Here is a 19,199-nt window from a genome sequence, read left to right as displayed (position 1 = left end):
GGTTGTCGCCGGTGCGGGTTCAGCGGAAGGCGTCGAGCCGCCAACCTTCCGATGTGCGCACCACGGTCGCGATAACCGTCGCGGGCGCCAGGGATTCCTTGCGCCCGTTCGGGTAGACGACCGTTTGCTCGATCCCGATCTTGAACTGTTGCACGTTCGGATCGGCGCTCGCTGGCGGGCGCTCCCCCGATGCGAACGTAAAGGCCTCGATATGTGCCTGTGCCTTGGCCCAGTCCGCCCACTGCAGCGTCGCTTTCGGTGTCTCGACACTGGTCGGCGTGCTGTCCAGCATGCGGATCAGACTGGGGCCCAGCCATTTCCGCGCGCGCGACAGCGACGCGCCCTGGGCCTCGGTGGCGGGCTGCCAGGAGTAGATCTCCTTCAGCGCGGCCACCGCGACGCCGTCGGGCGTCACCGGATCGGGTGCGGGCACCTCCTCCAGCAACCGGGTCGTTGACGTGGGTGGCTGCGGCGCACCGGAACCCGACTCCCGATCCGAGCTGGCGCACCCCGCACCCGACATCGCGACGCTCACCACCAGCATCACCACCAGTTTCGCGCGTGCAGTGTTCGATATGCGGCGTTCGCGGGCCCCTTCGTGGTCACGCTCCGCTACCGCCTCCGGGTCCGTCGCTCGCGCCGCCGTGTTATTCAAGGCTAGCCGTCGGGACCGACACTTGCGCGGTCCGATCGCCGCTTGTGCTTCGGCGTGTTCGCCCGCTGCGGTATCGGTTGTCCTCACAGCACCCTCCTTCCGCGGCCGTCACCCGGCACCGCGACCTGGGTCACGCCACTGGAATGCCCGTATGCGGCGGGCACGGATTGGATCATTCTGCCGTTGCCGGAATAGATTCCGACCTGGGCGGGTCCCCGCGGGCCGAATGAGCTGAACACCAGATCACCCGGTTGCAGCTTGCTCAGCGGGACTTCGACACCCGCCTCCCACTGCTGTTCGGCTGTTCGCGGCAATGTCACCGCCCCCGACGACGCCGCGAACACCGCCGCCGAAGTGAGGCCGGGACCGTCCATACCGCCGCCGCTCGGGCCCTGTGGACCGCCGCCGCCCCACACGTACGGCGTGCCGAGCCATTGCTGGGCCGCCTGGAGGACCTGGACCCCACCCGCACCCTCCTGCGGGGTGAAGCGGCCATTGGAGCCCTGGGCGCGGTATTGCGGTTCCATCGCAAGGATATTCGCGACGTAGGGCTGGGTCTCGGCGTAGTGCGCGGCCACCTGGTTCGGCATACCGCCAGAGGCGAGCACAGCGCCCTCACCGGCGTTGTAGGCGGCCAGAGTCAGCGCGACGACGTCGCCCTGCACGCGGCCCTGGGACTCCCACGCCATGATCTTGTGCGCGATCGCGCACATATAGCGGCCCTGACCGATGATCGCGTCGCCGTCATCCCATACGCTCGCGACACCGTTGCCGTCGGCATCGATGACATAGGGCTGACCGTCATCGGGATCGATACTTGCCGCGGTGCCGGGTAGGAACTGGGCAAGCCCCTGCGCGCCAGCGGGTGAGGCGGCGCCGCGTCGGAATCCGGACTCCTGCCTGCCCTGTGCGGCCAGCAGCGACGGGGTGATCTGCGGGCAGATGGAACCTGCACGGCGATACCAGATTTCGAGTTCCTGCGGCACCTTGCCCGCGGCCAGCGCACCGCCCGCGGTGCCGAAGCCGCGATTGCAGCGCGGATCGGACGAAAAGGCCTGCGCACCACCCACATCCGGAGTCGGCGCGCCATCGAGCCAGGGCAGCGGGTCGATTTGCCGACCGCCGGTGAAGCGTCCGCCGGGCACGATCTCGAAATGCAGGTGCGGGCCGCTCGATTCGCCGGCCGAGCCGACCTGCGCGATGGGCTGACCGGCCGCGACGGTATCGCCGACGTGCACATGCACGCCGCTGTCCCACATATGACCGTAAACGGCCGAGTACGCACGGCCGTTCGTGTCGACGGAATCGACGACGATCCAATTGCCGAAACCCGAAGCGGGACCGGCCGCTACTACACGTCCGTCGGAGACCGAGTAGATGGTGGTGCCGTCGGTCGCTGCGAAGTCGACGCCCTTATGGGCGCCGCCGCGCGCGCCGAATACATCCGACACGGTGAATGTGCCTGCGGCCAGCGGCAGCGTGCGGCGGATCGGGCCGACGCCCGCGGCCAGCGACGGTGCACCGGTGGCGGCCGAATGAGCTTGGGTGGCAGTTGGATTGCCGGTCGTACGCGTGGCAGTGGGCGTGCCGGCCACCCGCGAATTACCCGGCGCGGATCCGCCGAGCGGCGCCAGCACACTCGACGATACAAGCACCGAGGTGCCCTCGCAGGCGTCGTCCACAGCGGGCATCACGATAACGACCACCAGTGTGATCAGCGCGAGTACGCTCCCCAGCGCTACATACAGGAGGGTCCGCCCGTTCACCGAATCCCCGGCAGCGCCGAACGACCGCGGACCGAAGCGAGCACGTTCACGTTTGCCGCCGAGATTCGTTGAGCGTATCGGCCAGGGTGCGGTTCATCTCCGCGGCGGCGGCCAATTGTTGTTGTAGCAGTGCGACTTTGCGGCGCAGCGCCGTCGCGTCCAGCCGCTCCAGACTCGGTCCCTCGGCGGCACGCACCCAGTTGCGCACCGAGTTGGTATGCACGCCGATCTGCTCGGCGACCACTCGGCAGGCCTCCGATTCGCTGCTCAGTTTGCCGGTAAGTGCGATCACCTGCTCGACCGCGGCCTTGCGCACCTCCGGCGATACTCTCCGATAGGACCGGTGCGGCATCATGCGCCCCACCTCCCGCAGCCATCCGCCGTTCTCGAAAGCTGTGTTGTTTTCAGCGACCCGCACACAGTCGCAAGCGGCGCGAGCCCCCTCATGCGGCACTCCCACTGGGTGAATCGCCACCGCGCGAGGTCGACTCGGTGAACTCCGAGAAGCGCTGGTTGGTCTCGTGGATCCCACTCTCCTTCTCGGACACGGTGAATTCCATATGGAACGGGATGCCGGGACGACGATCCTCACCGATCTTCAGCAGGAATTTGCCGGTACCCGGCGGTGAGGGGCGCAGCTGACCGGGTTTGAGCGCCTCGCCGGTCAGCGCTTGCGGTGCGGACCATCCGGTCACCATCTCCTCCTCGGCGGATGTGAACGGAACCACGCTGTCCAGGCGTTTGATCTCCTCGCCGGGCAGCGCGCCGAATATCTTGGCGCGCGCGCGTTCGAGGAAGCCGAGCGCCTTGGCGATGGCGGCTTCCGATCCCAGTGCTTGCAGGTCCTTGATGGTGTGGCTGATCATGATCAGCGCGGTCGCGATGGTGCGCTGCAGACGGGTCAGCTCATCGACCCGGTCGACCATGAAGTCGCCGAGACCTAGCACCTGCCACAGCTCGTCCATTACCACCTGGAAATAGCGCTGCGGACCGAGTTTCGCATCCGCGAGCACATGCGCGGCCTCCACCGAGGCGAATCCGTCGGCCCAGCAGGCCAGCATCACCGCGGCCTTGAGCTTCTTATCGCCGGTGGGGATATGGGATACGTCGATACAGACCGCGACCGCGCTGGTATCGATCGGAACGGTGGTCTGCCCATTGAAAATCGCGCCGAACGGGCCCTGGGTCAACGCGCGCAGCGAGCGGCGCAGACCCTTGATGGCGACCTGGTATTCGTTCGGATCGTCCGCACCCGCATCGAGCTGCAATTCGTCACCTCCGGCGACGATTACCTCGAGTAGGTTCTCCATGATGGGCGGTTGGTCGGGCGTGTAGCCGCTGCCCGGTCGGTAGAGGATACGCAGCGCGGTGGCGATCAGCGTCTCCTCGTAGTCGCGCACCCGTGCGCCACGCACGAGTTCGACCAGACCGGCGATGAGCGTAACCTGGCGGGCGCGCAGATCCTGCAGCACCTGAAGTTGCAGTGCCGGAAACTCATCCAGCATCGGCACGACCGAACCGAGCACACCGGCGGCGAGCGGGTTGAGCTTGCCGTGGCCGTAACCGAGGTCGATCACCTGGCCGCCGACCAGTTCGACCAACTTGCGGTAGTCCGGTTTCACATCGGCCAGGATCAGCGGAGTGATGCCCTGTGCGATTCCGCCGAGCACAATCCGGCGCACCAGCGAGGACTTACCGAAACCGTTGAGTCCCAGGACGAAAAGGCTGGGCGCGGTGATGAAGCTGCCGCGCAGGAACCAGTTCATCGGGTCGAAGCAGACCGGTGCGCCGGTATGCAGATGCGAACCGAGCGGCGTGCCGATCAATGGCGCGCCCGCACCGACCGACCACGGCCACAGACCGGCCACCTGGGCGGTGGTGGCCCGGTATTCGACCGGGCGGCCCACGACATTCATTCGCCCGCCGCCGGGACCCATATAGCCGCGATCGGTGAGTTGGGCTGTGCTGCGATCGAATCCGTCCTCGAAGACCTGTTCGGCGCGGGCAGCGTAATTGCGCCGGCGAATATCGTCGGTGCGGATGCGGAAGGTGGCGAAGGCCGCCCGCAGGCCGGTGCCCTCTCGGCTGATCTGCTCGAGTTTGGCCCTGGTCGCATCGTCGAGCAGTGGCGGACCGGACTGTTTGCGCTTGTCCGATCTGGCCTTCGCGCGTCGCGCGGCCTTGTCCATCTGCGGGGTGCCCATGGCGCGGTCGGCGGTGTAGTCGATCTTGGCCGCGCGCTGTGCCTCGCGACTCGTCCGCGAGCCATTGCGTTCCGGTCGTGTCACGCGTTCCCCCCGTACCGATCGTTGCGGTGCGCCATCGCGCGGGCGAGCGGTCCTGGCACCGTCGAGACGGCCACGCTCGGCCGAAGTCCGTTCACTACGGCCGTTTTCCGACCTGGTGCGCCCGCGATCATGGTGCGGCCGATCGGCACGGCCACCGTCCGCGGTCGCGGCGCCGGGTCGCGCCCGGCGCTCGGCCGCATCGCGCGACGGTCGCCGCTCCCGATCGGACGTTTCGCCGATGCCGGTCCGCTCGCCGTCGGTCACTCGCGCCTGGCTCCGCGCGGACCGCCGATCCCGGTCGGGCATCTCCTCGATACCCGAGCGCTCGACCCGGCCCCCGGTGGGCCGCTGCGCGCGTTCGTCCGCGGGCCGTTCCCATGCCACGTCGTCGGGGCGCCGCTTGCGCCGCGTCGGCGCATCGTCCCGTTCGCGCACGGGTGGCTCGTACTCACCTGCCATGTATCGCTCACCCCGCCAAGGCTTTCGGAATTGTCGCGTGTTCCGGCAGGATCACCCCGCAGCCGAGCGAGGCCGCGAAGGCCGCCGCCTGGTAGCGGTAGCACCGCCGGATCTTCAACCGCGCCTGCGTGGACAGGTCGCGGGTAATGGCTTCGATACGCGGCAGATCGCCACGCAGGGGCTCGGTGATAGTCACCAGCGCCCCGAAGCGGGTCACACCGTGACCCCGGGCTTGTTCCTCACGGGCCTGCTGGGTGGCACCCACCCGCAGGGTCGCGGCCGCCGAGACGACACCGCGTTCACTCTGCTGGGCCACCAGCGCGTTCTTGAAATCGTCGTCGACGATTTCGGCGGCGTCGGCAGCCGAATGCGGACGGTACACGATGGCGATGCGCTTGCGCGGCACTTCAGGATTCGGTGCGAGCAGCCGCTGCAGCACCCGCTCGTCCACCGCGCCCTCGGGTGCCGCGTCCATCTCCCAGGTGACCGAGCGACCACCATCGTGCACCAGGTGATCCCACTTCTCGTCGTGCGAAACCGGCCCGGCATCGGCCCAATCCAGCCCGTGCCCTTCGGGTTCGCCCGCGGCGACCTCGAGATCGGCCTGCGAGGCCGGATCGTAGCTGCGTCGGATGAACGAAATGACCTCATCGGCAGACATCGGCTGGGCCCGTACACCCGCCTCGGCCAGCGCGGCACAGATGCCGGGCAGCCTGCGCCCGATCTCGACGGCCTCCTCGGCCGGATTCTTGCGCCGCTCGGCGGTGGTCGCCTTGAAGGTGATCGCGACGCGCGGCAGCAGCTGCACCCGCTCCTGCGGCAGCTCGGTGGCGAGTTCGTACATCACCTGCTGCGCCAGCTCTGGCGCTTCCGGGCGGGTGATCGTGGAAACCTCGGTGAGCAGGCGGTTCCCGGTCTCAGGCACAGTATCGATCACCGGGACGACGGCGACGATGTCACTGGTCTGGCCGACCGAGGCGAGAAAGGTGCCCCAGGCCGAGACCCAGCGGTCGATGACCGGCTGGTCCACCGCCTCGTGCCCTTGCGGCCAAGCTCGCAAAACCACTGTGTACTGGGCGAATTGCGGTAAGTGGATCATGCCGAAGCTGTAGCCGCCCGCGTCGATGCCCTCGTAGAGCTTCGAAGGCGCCAGCAGACCGGGTAGCCGCGTGACGCCGCCCGGAATCCGCGAGAACCTCCCACCGCGATACACATGCTCACCGCGGTTGCGTGAGCGCATCCAGTTGAACATCATCAATCCGTTCTCGTATCCGGAGCGGCCTCCGGTCCGCCACACCAGTGGAACCATCACGACGACCCCGGTGCCGCCCACGATCAAACCCCACTTGAAACCGCCGACCATGGCACAGATCAGGGCCGTGATCACGACGACGAAGCCGATGACGGTCTCTTCCCAGCGCAGACCGAAAAGGCCTGCGCTGCGCGGCTTCTGCCACAGCCCGTACGAACGGCGCTCGTAGGTATCGCTCGTCGTCATCGTCATCGCGGAATGGTGCTCCTCCCGAGGTCGGGCGAACGGTTCGCCCAACGGTCGCCCGCCACATCGCCCATGGCGTCATCGGCGCGGTTCAGCGGGGACGTCGCCGCGCGGGCCACGCCGATCGCACCCACCGCCCTCGACGCACCGGACGGTACTCCCGAGCCGCCCTGTGGGACGGAGGCGCGCGGTGGTCCGCTCGCCGCGGCAGCGCCGCCACCACCACCGCCGCCGCGGGGCGGAGTCGGACGCGGAGCGCCACCTCCACCGCGACCACCGGCACCGCCGGGCGGGCGTGGTCCCGCGGATGTGCCGCTGACATACCCCGCCGAACCTGGTGCGGCACCCCTGACCGAGACTGCCTTGGTGCCGACCGCGCCGAGCGCCATGGCGCCCACGACTGTGCCACCTGCCGCGGTGAGACCGGAACCACCGCTACCCACGATCGCGACCGCGGGCGTGACCAACCGCATCAGTGCGGGCAGCACGAACGCGACACTGCACAGCAGCACGATGGCGACCAACATCCGTTGTGCCTGTTCGCCTTCGGGCAGTCCGCCGGTATCGGTCAGCGAATCCACATGCCCCGCGGTGGTGAACGCGATCATGTAGACGATGGCGGCCACCGGCTTCCAGAGCATGAACGCGATGATCCAGCCGATCAGCTTCTGGTACGACTGCTTACCGATATTCATCCCGGACGCGGCCGCGGCCAATGGCAGCACACCCGCCGCGATGATCAGCAGCCCCTGCCGCACGATGGCGAGCACAATCTGTGCCAGCGCACCGAGCAGTCCGACGATCGCGATGATCAACACCAGACCTGGCGAGAATGCCTGCAGCTTACTGGTTTTCACCATCAGCTCGGCCAGATCCTTGGCATTGCCATTGGTCGAGTCGTTGATGATCCACTCGGAGAAGCGATCCGAGGCCTGAGTGCCCGCGACGATGACCGCGCCGAGCATCCAGGAGCTGAAAACCACCCGGGTGAACATGCGGAACGATTCGGCCGCCTCGTTCATGACGGCGCCACGTCTGGCCTCGGCCAATCTGGCGCCGGACAGTATCACCGAGGCTATGAGCAGCAATATCTGCGCTTGATAGGTGTAGTCGTTGATCTTGACGAACAACGACCCCGAATCGCTGGCCACCTCGTTGGGGACCTTCATCCAAAAGGTCAGTGCCAGCATGATGGCCTCGCCGAGGCCGTTCATCAGCGAATCGACGACCTTGCCGAAGGTCGAATCCCATGCCTTGTCCTTGACCGCGTTCGCGGCGCTGCCCGGGTGCGAAGCGGCATTGCCCGCCTTGCACGCGGCCGACGCGGCGTCACCGAGCGAGAAGCCGGGCAGACCGACGTTGTCGAGCGTGTCGTGCAATTCGTTGCACGTATCGTCGAATCCGTAAGTCTGACCGTATGCCACCGTCGGCGTCGCGATCATGACAGTGAAGATGACCGCGAGGATCGTGACAACGCGCCTCACCATTGTGTCCACCCATCGATCGAGTCGATCGTCTCGAGTGGCTGTGCATCACTCGTCGACGACTTGAGTTTCCAACCACCATCGCGCCAGAGCACATTCAGTCTCATGGCTACCCAACTGCGCCCGCCGTGCAGGAAATCACGGGTCTTGCGGGCGATACGTACCACAGCGAAATCGTCACCATAGCTTTCGATTCGGAATGCGTCGGAGGCGAACAACAACGGTTTGATGTTGTCGGGTAGTTCATCGGGAATCTTGCCGTCGGCGATCTTTCGGTCGCGATCGGCCTGCTCCTGGTCGGACAGGATCACCAGCTCCTGCCACAGGACCCGATCCGTCGGACGTGCCACAGTGCGCCAGTAGATCTGCTCGGCCGCGAGCGCGGCGCCCTGTGGGGTCCGAGTGAATCCGATCGGAATGTCGTTGTCGACGCGGGTCGGGCCGTCGGTGGTCGAGAACGGGATCACCGGGCCGCTGTACACGCGCTGCCAACCACCCTGCTGACCCGTGCCGCCCGGAGCGCCGGACAGCCAGTCGCCATCGCCGGGCTGACGCGGCGTAACGGAATCAGAAAGCGGTTGTCCGGCAGGGTTGTTCGGAATATCGAAACGATGCCCGAACGAATCCACATCGGAGCCGCTGAATCCGGTGCCACCCGCGGCGGCGGCCGACGCACTGCCCGAACCCGTGCCGGTCTTCGATACAAGGTCACCCCCGGCGGCATTGTCTCGCATCGCGACCGCCGTCACCGCGACCGCGACTACCACCGCAAGCACCGCGCCGACGCCCAGCAGCACGAGCGGCGAGCGTTTGCCTGCCGGACCGGATCCGGGCCCCGTGGTCACCATTTGGTCCACCCGTTCAACGACTCGATGTATTCGGTCTGCGGGCTATTGGAGGTCGCCGGTTTCAGCCGCCAGTCCCCCGCGTCCCAGATCATCACCAATCGCAAGGCCGCCCACAGCTGCTTGCCGTCGACCACTTGGCCGCGGGTGGCCAGCTGGATGATCGCCAGATCATCCGCGTAATTCTCCACCTTGAACGCATCCGAAGCGACGAAGTACTTGGTCACCTTCTCCGGCTGCTGTTGGGGGAGTTTGTCCTGGGACAGGGCCTTGTCGTAGGCGGCGATCTGCTGGGCCGAGACGCGAACCTGGCGGACGTAGAGGTCGCGGTCGGCGGGGCGGGCGTTGAGGCGGTAGGTGATCTGAGCCGCCGCGAGCACCGCGCCCTGCGGGGTGTGCGAATAGCCAACTGCCAGACCATCTTCGATGCGCGTCGGTCCGTCGGAGGTGGAGAACGGGACCGAGGCGCCGTAGACCCGCTGCCAACCGTGCGGTGCCGTAGTGCCCTCGGGCGCCGCGGTCAGCCAGTCCGCGTCCGACGGCCTGCGCTGTCGGGTCGGATCCTGTGGAAGTGGTTGTCCGGCAGGGTTGTTCGGAATATCGACGCGCCTGCCGAGAATATCCACCTCGGGGGTCGCGAAGCCCTCACCGCCGGAATTGGCCGCGGCGGCGGTCTTGTCGCTACCCGAACCCGAGTCGTCGCGGCTCACGTATACGAAGATGCCGACGACCACGATCAGCACCAATACGGCAGCGGACGCGATGGCACCGAAGGAGACGCGATCGCGCGCGTACGACTCCTTCTCACTCACTTCGGCGCCTCCAATTTCACTATGTCCGTAGGTAATTCGTCGACGGCCTCGATGGGCCGGGCGGGCGAGTCGGGGTCCGGCAGTCGTAATCTCCAGTCGTTGCCCGACCATTCGACAGTGGTGTGGTTCACCGCCTTCGAGTTGTCCGAATATTCGGTATAGACATCGACGGCGGAGGCCGCGTCGGTGTAGCCGATGATCTTGTACCCGAGCACTCTCGGCGCGTATTCGGGCGCGGCCGGGCCGGCGATCGCCAGCTGCACCCGGTTGACCGCCCACTCATCTCTGGCTTTGTTCGGCACCACCTCTCGGCGCACGATCTCGGCCCATTGACTGTCGGCGGCCACCGACAAGCGCACCGTGTGCACGATCGCCGCAAGCGCGGCACCGATCGGCGAATGCTCGAAACCCGTTGCAGCGCCGTCGGTTACCTGCTTCGGCCCTTGGTCGGCGCTCGGCAGCGCTACACCCTGGAACGGCTGCCACCGCACGTGGGTCGGCGCGGCCGCAAGGTTCGGGCCGGAATCGCCGTCACCGCCGCCGCAACCTACCGCCGCCAACAGCAGGGCAGCACCGACCGCACCGGCGGGCTTGCGGATGCCGCGCCGCCACACGCCGGGGTGCTCCCGCACAACAGTGGAAATCATCCCAGGGCCGTCCCCATCCCCGTTCACGTCGGCAGGAACGCCAACGCGATCCCCGAGGCAGTGCTCGCCACCGCTGCCCCGAGCAGACTCATCAATACACCGTGCGAGGCGTCGTTCATCGCCAGATCACTGCGGAACGCGATCCACAGGCGGCCCGCGGACACGATCATCCATGCCAGGCACACCAGCAGTACGAACCAGAGCAGCCAGTTCAGCAGCTGCATCAGCGGTTGCAGCACTTCGGCGGGCATCTGCTTGTAGGCAAGCAGTTCCGCCGCCGACATTCGCACGGTAGCCATCGCGTACATCAGGTTCCGATGACGGCGTTCATGATGGTGCCCGCGCTCGTCGCGACGACGCCGCCGATCATGGCTCCCGCCACCATTTTCGGTGATTCGAGCCCACCACCGGTCCATTTCTCCCACGCGAATTTGCCACCCGCGTAAGTGATTCCGCAGATACCGGAGAGCAACACGAACCAGGTGAGGTAGCGGACCAGCTGCAGGATCTTCTCCGAGCCGGGAGGCGCCTCCGGTGTCGGGTTACCGACCTGAGCGAGCACAGTGCCGTACGTGTCCTGCACGGCAAGGAGAATCATGCTCATCGGCTGCCTTTCTTGGTTGTGGTGATCAACGCTGGTCCTCCTCGAAAGATGCACCGTTGTCCAGGTTTTCGCGCACGACCGCAACAATATCGGCCCCGAGCTCCCGGATCTCGAGCGGAACTTCCTCGAGCGGGTCGATCCTCTTCTTCTTCTGCGGTATCTCGTCGCCCGGGGTCCAGATCGGCAGGGACTCCGGCTCGACGAGGGTCCATTCCTCGTACCACGGGACCTGCCAGACTTGACCGGCCAGGGAGCCGACCACGTCGCGATAGCGGCGGATTTCGGCTGGCATGCGGCCGGGGCGGGCCGCTACGGTGATCAGTCCGAGGACCTCGCTGGAACCGGCGAAACCCGAATGATGTTGGCGCAGTAGATCGTGTGCGCGTGCAAGCCCGGCTATGGTCTCGCGGGCCACCAAGACGACGAAGGGCGATTCGCGGTCGAAGACGCCCGGCCAGCGGCGGCCCGAATCCGCCGCCGGCGCAAGCACACGCGCGAGGCTACTGGCTCCGGCACCGCCGTGCACACCTAGCAGCCACCACAGCGGCGCCCGGCCGACGCCGGGTACGGGACGGTCCCAAATGGGCGCGCGACGGGACTCCGGCGGTGCGATCACACCGGCCTGCGCGGCTTCGGACTGGCGACGAAGTTTCATGGCGGCCGTCATGATGCCACTCCAGCGAGCAGCCGCCCATAGGCCCGGCGCGTCTGCGAAGCCAGCGATGCGTGGCGAACGAGTTCCCCGCGCGCCAGATGCGGATCGTAGGGAATCTCCATGATGTCACGGACCCAGCCCGAAAGATGTTCGCGCAAATGGTCGGCAACATGGGAATCGGTGCCAGGAAGTTGGTGCGAGACCACGATTGTGGTATCGCCGACGATGCCGCCGCCCTGCCCCTCGGCCGAATCGCCGAACTGGTCGTCGAGCCATTCCAGGGTCACCCGCAGTCGATTCGCGGCATCGGCACGCGCCGGAATGGCAAGAACCAGAGCGATATCAGCGTCATCGAGCAGCGGCCGCAGTTGCCGTCCGGCAATCGGATTGCCACCGTCGTAGACCGCAGTGTACCCAGCGTCATAGATCGCGCGCGCGACTGTGAGATATGTGGCACGTCGACGCAACGGCGCGGCGTCGCGCCACAGCAGGCCGATGCCCGAGCTCGCCTGCGACAGACACTCCTTCAACGGCGCCGGTTCGTCATTGCCGCGCCCGTACAACCACGATTGCAGGCTGATCGGATGCAGGTGCTCATCCGCCCCACGCAGCGCCAGATCGCTGCCCGCCGCCGTGGCGTCCACCGCCACCGTCGAGGTGCCCGTCGTGCCGAGTTCACCGGCCAAGCCCAATGCCGTGGTGGTGGTTCCCGCACCACCACAGCCGCCGACCACCAGAATCGAACGCTGCTTCGGTTCGGCGGATTCACTGTCTCCGCCCTTACGCCGCAGACGCACCACCGGAGCCTTCGAAGGCGCGGGCCGGTCCGACGAATCACCCTCATCGGGCGCCTCGTCGAGCCAGCGGCTCCAGTCGTCTCCCATCGCTATCAGCTCTCCCTAATCATCCGGCCGCGACGCTCGAGATGAGCGTGCGACCGTCGACCACCACCGTGGTGACGGTCTGCTTGTTGTACGTGGCGGGCGCGCCGCCGGGTCGGTACTCGGTGACCTCGACCGAATACCGGTCATCGGTGATCGTCTGGATCCGCACACAGTGCGTGGTGCCCAGCGGAATAGTGTCGATGCCGTGCTGGATCACCGCGGCCGAGGAGATATTCGAATCCGATGCCACCACCGCCCGGACCCGCTCGCCGGAGCGTTCCACGTAGTAGGCGTATTGGAACGCCAGGATCGCGTCCGGTCCCGATTCGGTGCCGCCGGGTTCGGCACTGCGCACGATGCGGTCACCGCGTTCGGTCGGACAGTCGGCGATACCACGGGATTGGACACTGCCCGCGGTGAATTGCATCGAGGGCACGACCGGGGCGGCGCCGCGATCACCGGACGAATGCAGGAGGTACAACGCGCCGCCGGCGGCCGCGGCCAACAGCAGCACCGCAACGACGAGTACCACGAGCACCCGGGCACGGCGTGCGGCCGGATGATCGCGCGCCTCCTGGCGCAGTGCGCGCGTCACGCGCGTCGACTCTCCGCGCGGAGCATCGTCGTTGTCATGGTCGTCCTCCGGCCACGGGAACTGTACAAGTTCGCCATCGCGCGGACCGATGTAGTCGTCGTCGGGGCCGGGGGCCCGCCCGGCCACCCAGTCCGACCACCCACCGGTGAATTCGCTGCGATTGGAGGCCAGATCGGCAGGCACTTCGTTGCGCGCGCGCACCTCGTCGGGATCCTCTTCACGGATGTAGTGCGGAAACCGGGGCGCACCGTCCTCGTCACCGGGTTCGCGCAATCCCGGCTCGTCGGGGTGCGCGGCAGCCACCCCCGTCTCCGGCTCCAGCGCGCCGTACCAGCGCGACAGCTGTTTGTACGACTTCAACATTCCCCCATTCCCGCAGAGCAAGGCACATGCATATCGGACCCTCTCTGCGATCAGTTCGTGGAGAACGGGTAGGTGTTGTTTACGGTGCCGGGTACTACGGTGGGCGGAGTCGACGTCGCGCCGCCGGATGAGGCGCCATCGGCTCCTGTCCCGAACGGAAATTGTCCCGTACCGGACGAATTCGGCGTAGTCGACGCGCCGGAACTTTCTCCGAAGAATCCGGTGGTCGATTTTGTGCTGCCACCGATAGGCACGGCGCGGCTGCCGAATTTGTCGGCCAGATCATGCGCCGCCGCGGCGAACCAGTCCGCGACGAATCGGGTGGGCGCATCACCGGTCGCGGTGACCGCCGCGGTGCTATAGGCGCCGTGGCGTTGCACGGTATCCCAATACCGTACCCAGGTTGTCACATTGAGCAGTTCGCTGTTATCGGTGATGTTCTGGACAACCGCGTCGAAGGCCTGGGTAACCAATCGGGCACCGGTTGTCGGCGGCACCAACTGTGGAATCGCGCCCAGCAATTTCGTGCCGAACAACAGGATTCCGGAGATCGGATCGGTTAGCCCCGCGGTCGCCAGTTGGCTGATATTGGCCGCATTGATGACCGACTTGACCACAGCGGATACCGCATTCAGTCCGATCGTGCCGACTTTGAACAGTGCCTGAAGTGCTGCGGGAATATTCAACGGCGCGCGCGGATCGGCAGCATCGGCCAGGCGCTGCGAAATCGACTTCTGCGGTGAAATCGACAAATTCGCGAGGGAGTTGCCCTGGACGTCCTCGTTGACGACTTTGGCGGCGGTCTTGATCGACGTGTACGCCAGCGCCTGGGAAATCGAAACCAATGACGCGATCGGATCGCCGCCACTCAACTTGGACTGTCCCGCAATAGACGCGACTGCCTTCAGGATCGGCGCGCCCTCCGGCGCATCGCACGCGAGATCGCCTGCGGCACAGAAGCTCGCGACACGCCCGGTGAGCGCGGCGAAATTGGGGGCCTTATCGCGTTCCGGCCCGATACCGCCGCCGCTCGCGGGCTCCTGCGGCAGTGCCGCGATGGATGCGATCCGGTTCCCCGCCGTGCCAGGCGCGGGATCGGGTGTCGCCTTGCCCGGCGAGCCGGGAAATAGCGGCGCACCGGGATTGCGGGTCGGATCGGCGAACAGGGCGACGGCGGCGACCTTCTCGGGCGGGATCACGCCGTGGCCCTGACCGACCTCCTGGGCGAACATCGAAGCCACATGCGCGCCTTGCGAATAGCCGACGATCGCCAACCGGGTCTGGGTGCAGCGGGCCGTGACATCCTGGGCCATCGAGCGCAGCCGGAGCAGCCCGCCGATCACCGACTCCGCATAGGACACCGTGCCACCGGCGGTCGCGCCGCCGAAGCCGGATTCGTATGGGACATAGGCGCGGTCGACCAGACCGGGATCGGCCTCGGCCAGCATCGGCATGAAGACCGTGGAGAGCATGCCGGTATCGGTGGTCGGCGCGGCATCCGGTGACGATTCGCCTGTGCCCTGAATTCCCAAGGCGTACAGTGCCGGACACGTACCAATGGCGAGGTTCGTCGTCGGTCCCGCGGAATCGGAGGGTTCGGCTACGGCGGTCCCTGCGGTCGCGACAGCAACGGCGAATGCGATCAGCATTCCCGAGATCCGCGCCGTGTACCTCATCATAGCGATCCGCAATCAATTCGTGTTGCCGCACATAACCTCAACGCCATGAAACCCAATAGACCGTAACAGATTCCGACTCTTGCTGCGGCTTCGGCGAAAAGTTTGCGGGAACCGCCGAATGGCGCATGGCAGTTCACGGCGTGCCATCCTGGATTGTCCAACATGTTTCCGACGACGAAAATCTCCCGCAATCTGTGGGCGACCCTTCGATGCTTCGAAACATCAACCTGGACTTCGCATTCCGGCGATCCCTACGCGAGGGCAGACAGCCGCAACTTTCCATGCGGGTACGCCAGCTATGTCCAGCGAGATTGACGGGTGTTTCAGGTGGCCGAGGTCACCCGGTAGACGTCGTAGACGCCCTCCACATTGCGCACCACATTCAGCAAGTGGCCGAGATGTTTCGGATCGCCCATCTCGAAGGTGAACTTGCTGATCGCGACCCGGTCACCGTGCGTGGCGACCGAGGCGGACAGGATGTTCACCTTCTCGTCGGCGAGCACCTTGGTCACATCCGAGAGCAGCCGGGTGCGGTCCAGGGCTTCGATCTGGATCGCGACCAGGAAAACCGAGGACGGCGAGGGCGCCCACTCCACGTCGATGATGCGCTCGGCCTGTTCGCGCAGTGAACCGGCATTGGTGCAGTCGGTGCGGTGCACGCTCACCGCGCCGCCACGTGTCACGAAGCCCATGATCTCGTCACCGGGGACCGGCGTACAGCACTTGGCGAGCTTGGCCACCGTGCCCGAGGCACCGGGGATCAGCACCCCCGCGTCCCCGGTCACGCGCTGCCGGCTCGGCGTCGTCGACGGGGTGGAGCGCTCGGCGAGTTCGTTCTCGACATCACCGATGCCGCCGAGTTGCGCCATCAACCGCTGCACGACGTGATGCGCGGACACCTGATGCTCGCCGACCGCGGTGTAGAGGGTGGAGATGTCGGTGTAGTGCAGTTCGTGCGCGACGGCGGTCATCGCGTCCACGCTCATCAACCGCTGCAGCGGCAGCCCGACGCGGCGGACCTCCTTGGAGATCTGCTCCTTACCGCTTTCCAGGGCCTCCTCACGGCGTTCCTTGGCGAACCACTGCCGGATCTTCGCCTTGGCGCGCGGGGAGACCACGAAGTTCTGCCAGTCGCGGCTGGGCCCCGCGTTCTGCGCCTTCGAGGTGAATACCTCGACGACCTCGCCGTTTTCGAGCTGACGTTCCAGGGCGACCAGGCGGCCGTTGACTCGCGCACCGATGCAGCGGTGCCCGACCTCGGTGTGCACGGCGTACGCGAAATCGACCGGAGTCGACTTCTGCGGCAATGTGATCACATCACCCTTCGGGGTGAACACGAAGATCTCCGGCGACTTCAGGTCGAAGCGCAGCGACTCCAGGAATTCGGCCGGATCGGCGGCCTCTCGCTGCCAGTCGAGCAGCTGTCGCATCCACGCCATATCGTCGACTTCGGTGGAGTCGTTGGAATGCTTGCCGCGCGTCTCCTTGTAGCGCCAGTGTGCGGCGATACCGAATTCGGCGGTGCGGTGCATGTCCTGGGTGCGGATCTGCACTTCCAGCGGCTTACCGTCGGGGCCGACGACCGTGGTGTGTAACGACTGGTAGACGCCGTAGCGCGGCTGGGCGATGTAGTCCTTGAACCGGCCCGCCATCGGCTGCCACAGCGAATGCACGACACCGACGGCCGCATAGCAGTCGCGCACCTCGTCGCACAGGATGCGGATGCCGACCAGGTCGTGGATGTCGTCGAAGTCCTTACCCTTGACGATCATCTTCTGGTAGATCGACCAGTAGTGCTTGGGGCGGCCCTCGACGATCGCGTTGATCCGCGACGCCGCAAGGGTATTCACGATCTCCGCGCGCACCCGCGCCAGGTAGGTATCGCGCGAGGGCGCGCGGTCGGCGACCAGGCGCACGATCTCGTCGTACTTCTTCGGGTGCAGAATTGCGAACGCGAGGTCCTCGAGCTCCCATTTGACCGTGGCCATACCCAGGCGGTGTGCCAGCGGCGCGATCACCTCGAGGGTTTCCTTGGCCTTCTTGGCCTGCTTCTCCGGCGGCAGGAAGCGCATGGTGCGCATGTTGTGCAGGCGGTCGGCCACCTTGATCACCAGCACGCGCGGGTCGCGCGCCATGGCGATGATCATCTTGCGGATGGTCTCGGCCTCGGCGGCCGCGCCCAGGTTGACCTTGTCGAGTTTGGTGACGCCGTCGACCAGATGCGCGACCTCGGCGCCGAAGTCCTCGGTCAGCTGCTCGAGCGAGTAGCCGGTGTCCTCCACGGTGTCGTGCAGCAGTGCCGCGACCAGTGTGGTGGTGTCCATGCCCAGTTCGGCAAGGATGTTGGCGACCGCGAGCGGGTGGGTGATGTAGGGGTCACCGGACTTGCGGAACTGGTGGGCGTGGCGCTCGTCGGCGACGTCGAAGGCGCGCTGCAACAGCGTGAGATTGGCCTTCGGATAGAGCTCGCGGTGCACGCTGGCCAGCGGCTCCAACACCGGTTTGACCGCCGCGATACCGCGCTGGCCGGTCATGCGCCGGGCCAGCCGGGCGCGCACCCGCCGCGAGGCGGAGGTCGGGACCGCGGCCGTGGTCCCGGGCTGACGCGCGGCTGCGGCATTGCCGCTCACCTGGGGTTTCGACGTAGTCGCAGCGGGGCTGGCCGCACCATTCGACTGCGGAGCGCCTGCCGATTGCTCGACATTCGCCTCGCCCAGATGCTGAGTCATGCCACCACCTCTCCACGCCGCGATCGGACCACAGTATCCGACCGCTGCAACCGCCCAGACCACAACTTTAGTCCGCGCGCAGGTCACCTGCCCGTTGCGAGGTTGCCGAGTCGGAAATGGCCCGGTTGTGCGGGTGAATTGCGGCGCTGGCGATCGTATGCTGCGACAACGAGCGGAGTGCGCGGGAGGTGCCCCTATCGGCGGGCGACGGGTTCGACGGGCAGGCGGATGCGCGATTTTCCGTCGAAATCCGGGTCGAGTGGGGCGTGGAAGATATCCAGCACGGTGGGGGTGATGTCGACCAGGGAGAAGCTGGAACTGGTCGCGCCCGCGAGGAAATCGGGGCCGCGGGCGATAACGAAACTGCTTGTCTCGTCGGGGGTTTGACCGCCGTGGCCGCCCTTGGGCCGGTGGCCGTGGTCGGTGGTGACCAGGATGGTCCAGCGTTCGGCGGGGTTGGCGCGGGTGCGCGCGTCCACGGCGGCGACTATGCGGCCGACGAGTGCATCGATGCGCGTGATGGCCGCGCGGTATTCGCCGGACGCGCCGCCGTGCTGGTGACCGGCCCGGTCGACCTGGTCGAGGTGGGTGAACAGGAAGTCCGGGGCGTATTTGGTGATGGCGGTGACCACGCTGTCGGTGGTGGCGGCGTCGGTGGCGCTTTCGTTGTCGTCATCGGGCACGAGTGGGGTGGAGATGACGACGTCGGCGCGCGGATCGCCGCTGGCCGTCATGGTGGCGATCTGATCCCAGGTGGCGATGGACTGGGTTTTGAGGGTCGGATCGTGACGTTCGAGTCGGGTGAAGACCGTTGGATATTTCGCGAACGGGGTGGCGTCGAAATTATTGTCGGTGATGCCGTGTTTAGTGCCCCACACGCCGGTGAGCGCGGTGGCCCAGGAGGGGCCGGAGATGGAGATATGCGGGGCGATGGACCGGCGGCCGAGGGTGCCTTCGGCGCTGAGCCGCAACAGGTTCGGCGCCCGCACCTCCTCGATCTTGCGATACATCGTGCCGTCGAGTCCGATGAGTACGACCTTGTCGTCTCGGGTGGCGGCCTGTGCGCGGCCGGTGGCGAGGACGGTCGAAACGGCCGCGGCGGCAACGGCGCCGGACAACAGTTGCCTGCGTGCGAGGGGCATGGTGGCTACGGTTCGCGCGCTCATATCCCGAACGATCCAGTACTACAGGGTCTTTCGGTAGCGCACCGAGTCACTGTTCATGGACGCTTCATCG

Annotated in this window: 17 protein-coding genes; all 17 read right to left on the bottom strand. The window is 66.5% G+C overall.

What is annotated here, in order from left to right; genetic code table 11:
• Window positions 1–19: 19 nt before the first annotated feature.
• The 17 genes from ACIBG0_RS03045 to ACIBG0_RS02965 all read right to left on the bottom strand — a co-directional run bounded on the left by ACIBG0_RS03045 (window position 20) and on the right by ACIBG0_RS02965 (window position 19,129).
• The gene (locus ACIBG0_RS03045) at window positions 20–742 is read right to left on the bottom strand and encodes a hypothetical protein (protein ID WP_397028679.1); all 723 of its coding nucleotides are present in this window, start codon (window positions 740–742) and stop codon (window positions 20–22) included.
• A complete protein-coding gene (locus ACIBG0_RS03040; protein WP_397028677.1) occupies window positions 739–2,421 on the bottom strand; it encodes a peptidoglycan DD-metalloendopeptidase family protein in 1,683 nt (560 codons plus the stop codon). The genes ACIBG0_RS03045 and ACIBG0_RS03040 overlap by 4 nt, the downstream gene beginning before the upstream one ends.
• Window positions 2,422–2,467: 46 nt before the next feature.
• Entirely contained in the window at window positions 2,468–2,776 is a 309-nt protein-coding gene (locus tag ACIBG0_RS03035) for a transposase (RefSeq protein WP_397028675.1), read from the bottom strand.
• Between the two features lie 88 nt (window positions 2,777–2,864).
• Complete coding sequence (locus ACIBG0_RS03030) at window positions 2,865–5,168, bottom strand: hypothetical protein (protein WP_397028673.1); 2,304 nt, start codon at window positions 5,166–5,168, stop codon at window positions 2,865–2,867.
• Window positions 5,169–5,175: 7 nt separating this feature from the next.
• Window positions 5,176–6,666, bottom strand: a complete 1,491-nt coding sequence (locus ACIBG0_RS03025; RefSeq protein ID WP_063825095.1) for an SCO6880 family protein — start codon at window positions 6,664–6,666, stop codon at window positions 5,176–5,178.
• Window positions 6,667–6,668: 2 nt separating this feature from the next.
• The gene (locus ACIBG0_RS03020; RefSeq protein ID WP_397028671.1) at window positions 6,669–8,153 is read right to left on the bottom strand and encodes a hypothetical protein; all 1,485 of its coding nucleotides are present in this window, start codon (window positions 8,151–8,153) and stop codon (window positions 6,669–6,671) included.
• Window positions 8,147–8,998 (bottom strand): hypothetical protein, encoded by an 852-nt coding sequence (locus tag ACIBG0_RS03015; RefSeq protein WP_397028670.1) that lies wholly within the window; start codon window positions 8,996–8,998, stop codon window positions 8,147–8,149. Before ACIBG0_RS03015 ends, ACIBG0_RS03020 begins: the two co-directional genes overlap by 7 nt.
• Window positions 8,992–9,807 (bottom strand): hypothetical protein, encoded by an 816-nt coding sequence (locus ACIBG0_RS03010; RefSeq protein WP_397028668.1) that lies wholly within the window; start codon window positions 9,805–9,807, stop codon window positions 8,992–8,994. The genes ACIBG0_RS03015 and ACIBG0_RS03010 overlap by 7 nt, the downstream gene beginning before the upstream one ends.
• Window positions 9,804–10,454: a hypothetical protein gene (locus ACIBG0_RS03005; RefSeq protein WP_397028666.1), complete on the bottom strand. Its 651-nt coding sequence runs from the start codon at window positions 10,452–10,454 to the stop codon at window positions 9,804–9,806. Before ACIBG0_RS03005 ends, ACIBG0_RS03010 begins: the two co-directional genes overlap by 4 nt.
• Window positions 10,455–10,477: 23 nt before the next feature.
• The gene (locus tag ACIBG0_RS03000) at window positions 10,478–10,753 is read right to left on the bottom strand and encodes a hypothetical protein (RefSeq protein WP_245567243.1); all 276 of its coding nucleotides are present in this window, start codon (window positions 10,751–10,753) and stop codon (window positions 10,478–10,480) included.
• An 8-nt stretch (window positions 10,754–10,761) separates the two neighbouring features.
• Window positions 10,762–11,058: a hypothetical protein gene (locus tag ACIBG0_RS02995; protein WP_040692318.1), complete on the bottom strand. Its 297-nt coding sequence runs from the start codon at window positions 11,056–11,058 to the stop codon at window positions 10,762–10,764.
• 25 nt (window positions 11,059–11,083) lie between these two features.
• The gene (locus ACIBG0_RS02990; protein ID WP_397028664.1) at window positions 11,084–11,725 is read right to left on the bottom strand and encodes a hypothetical protein; all 642 of its coding nucleotides are present in this window, start codon (window positions 11,723–11,725) and stop codon (window positions 11,084–11,086) included.
• Window positions 11,722–12,597: a MinD/ParA family protein gene (locus ACIBG0_RS02985; protein ID WP_397028662.1), complete on the bottom strand. Its 876-nt coding sequence runs from the start codon at window positions 12,595–12,597 to the stop codon at window positions 11,722–11,724. The genes ACIBG0_RS02990 and ACIBG0_RS02985 overlap by 4 nt, the downstream gene beginning before the upstream one ends.
• A 19-nt stretch (window positions 12,598–12,616) precedes the next feature.
• Window positions 12,617–13,555, bottom strand: a complete 939-nt coding sequence (locus ACIBG0_RS02980; protein WP_397028661.1) for a hypothetical protein — start codon at window positions 13,553–13,555, stop codon at window positions 12,617–12,619.
• A 50-nt stretch (window positions 13,556–13,605) separates the two neighbouring features.
• Window positions 13,606–15,234, bottom strand: a complete 1,629-nt coding sequence (locus tag ACIBG0_RS02975; protein ID WP_397028659.1) for a cutinase family protein — start codon at window positions 15,232–15,234, stop codon at window positions 13,606–13,608.
• 323 nt (window positions 15,235–15,557) lie between these two features.
• Entirely contained in the window at window positions 15,558–17,963 is a 2,406-nt protein-coding gene (locus tag ACIBG0_RS02970; protein ID WP_397028657.1) for a RelA/SpoT family protein, read from the bottom strand.
• 194 nt (window positions 17,964–18,157) lie between these two features.
• The gene (locus ACIBG0_RS02965; RefSeq protein ID WP_397028655.1) at window positions 18,158–19,129 is read right to left on the bottom strand and encodes an alkaline phosphatase family protein; all 972 of its coding nucleotides are present in this window, start codon (window positions 19,127–19,129) and stop codon (window positions 18,158–18,160) included.
• Window positions 19,130–19,199: the final 70 nt, after the last annotated feature.

The sequence above is a fragment of the Nocardia sp. NPDC050630 genome (assembly GCF_044457245.1).
In the GTDB taxonomy this organism is placed as follows: Bacteria; Actinomycetota; Actinomycetes; order Mycobacteriales; family Mycobacteriaceae; genus Nocardia.
This window is presented reverse-complemented; position numbering and strand designations above follow the sequence as displayed.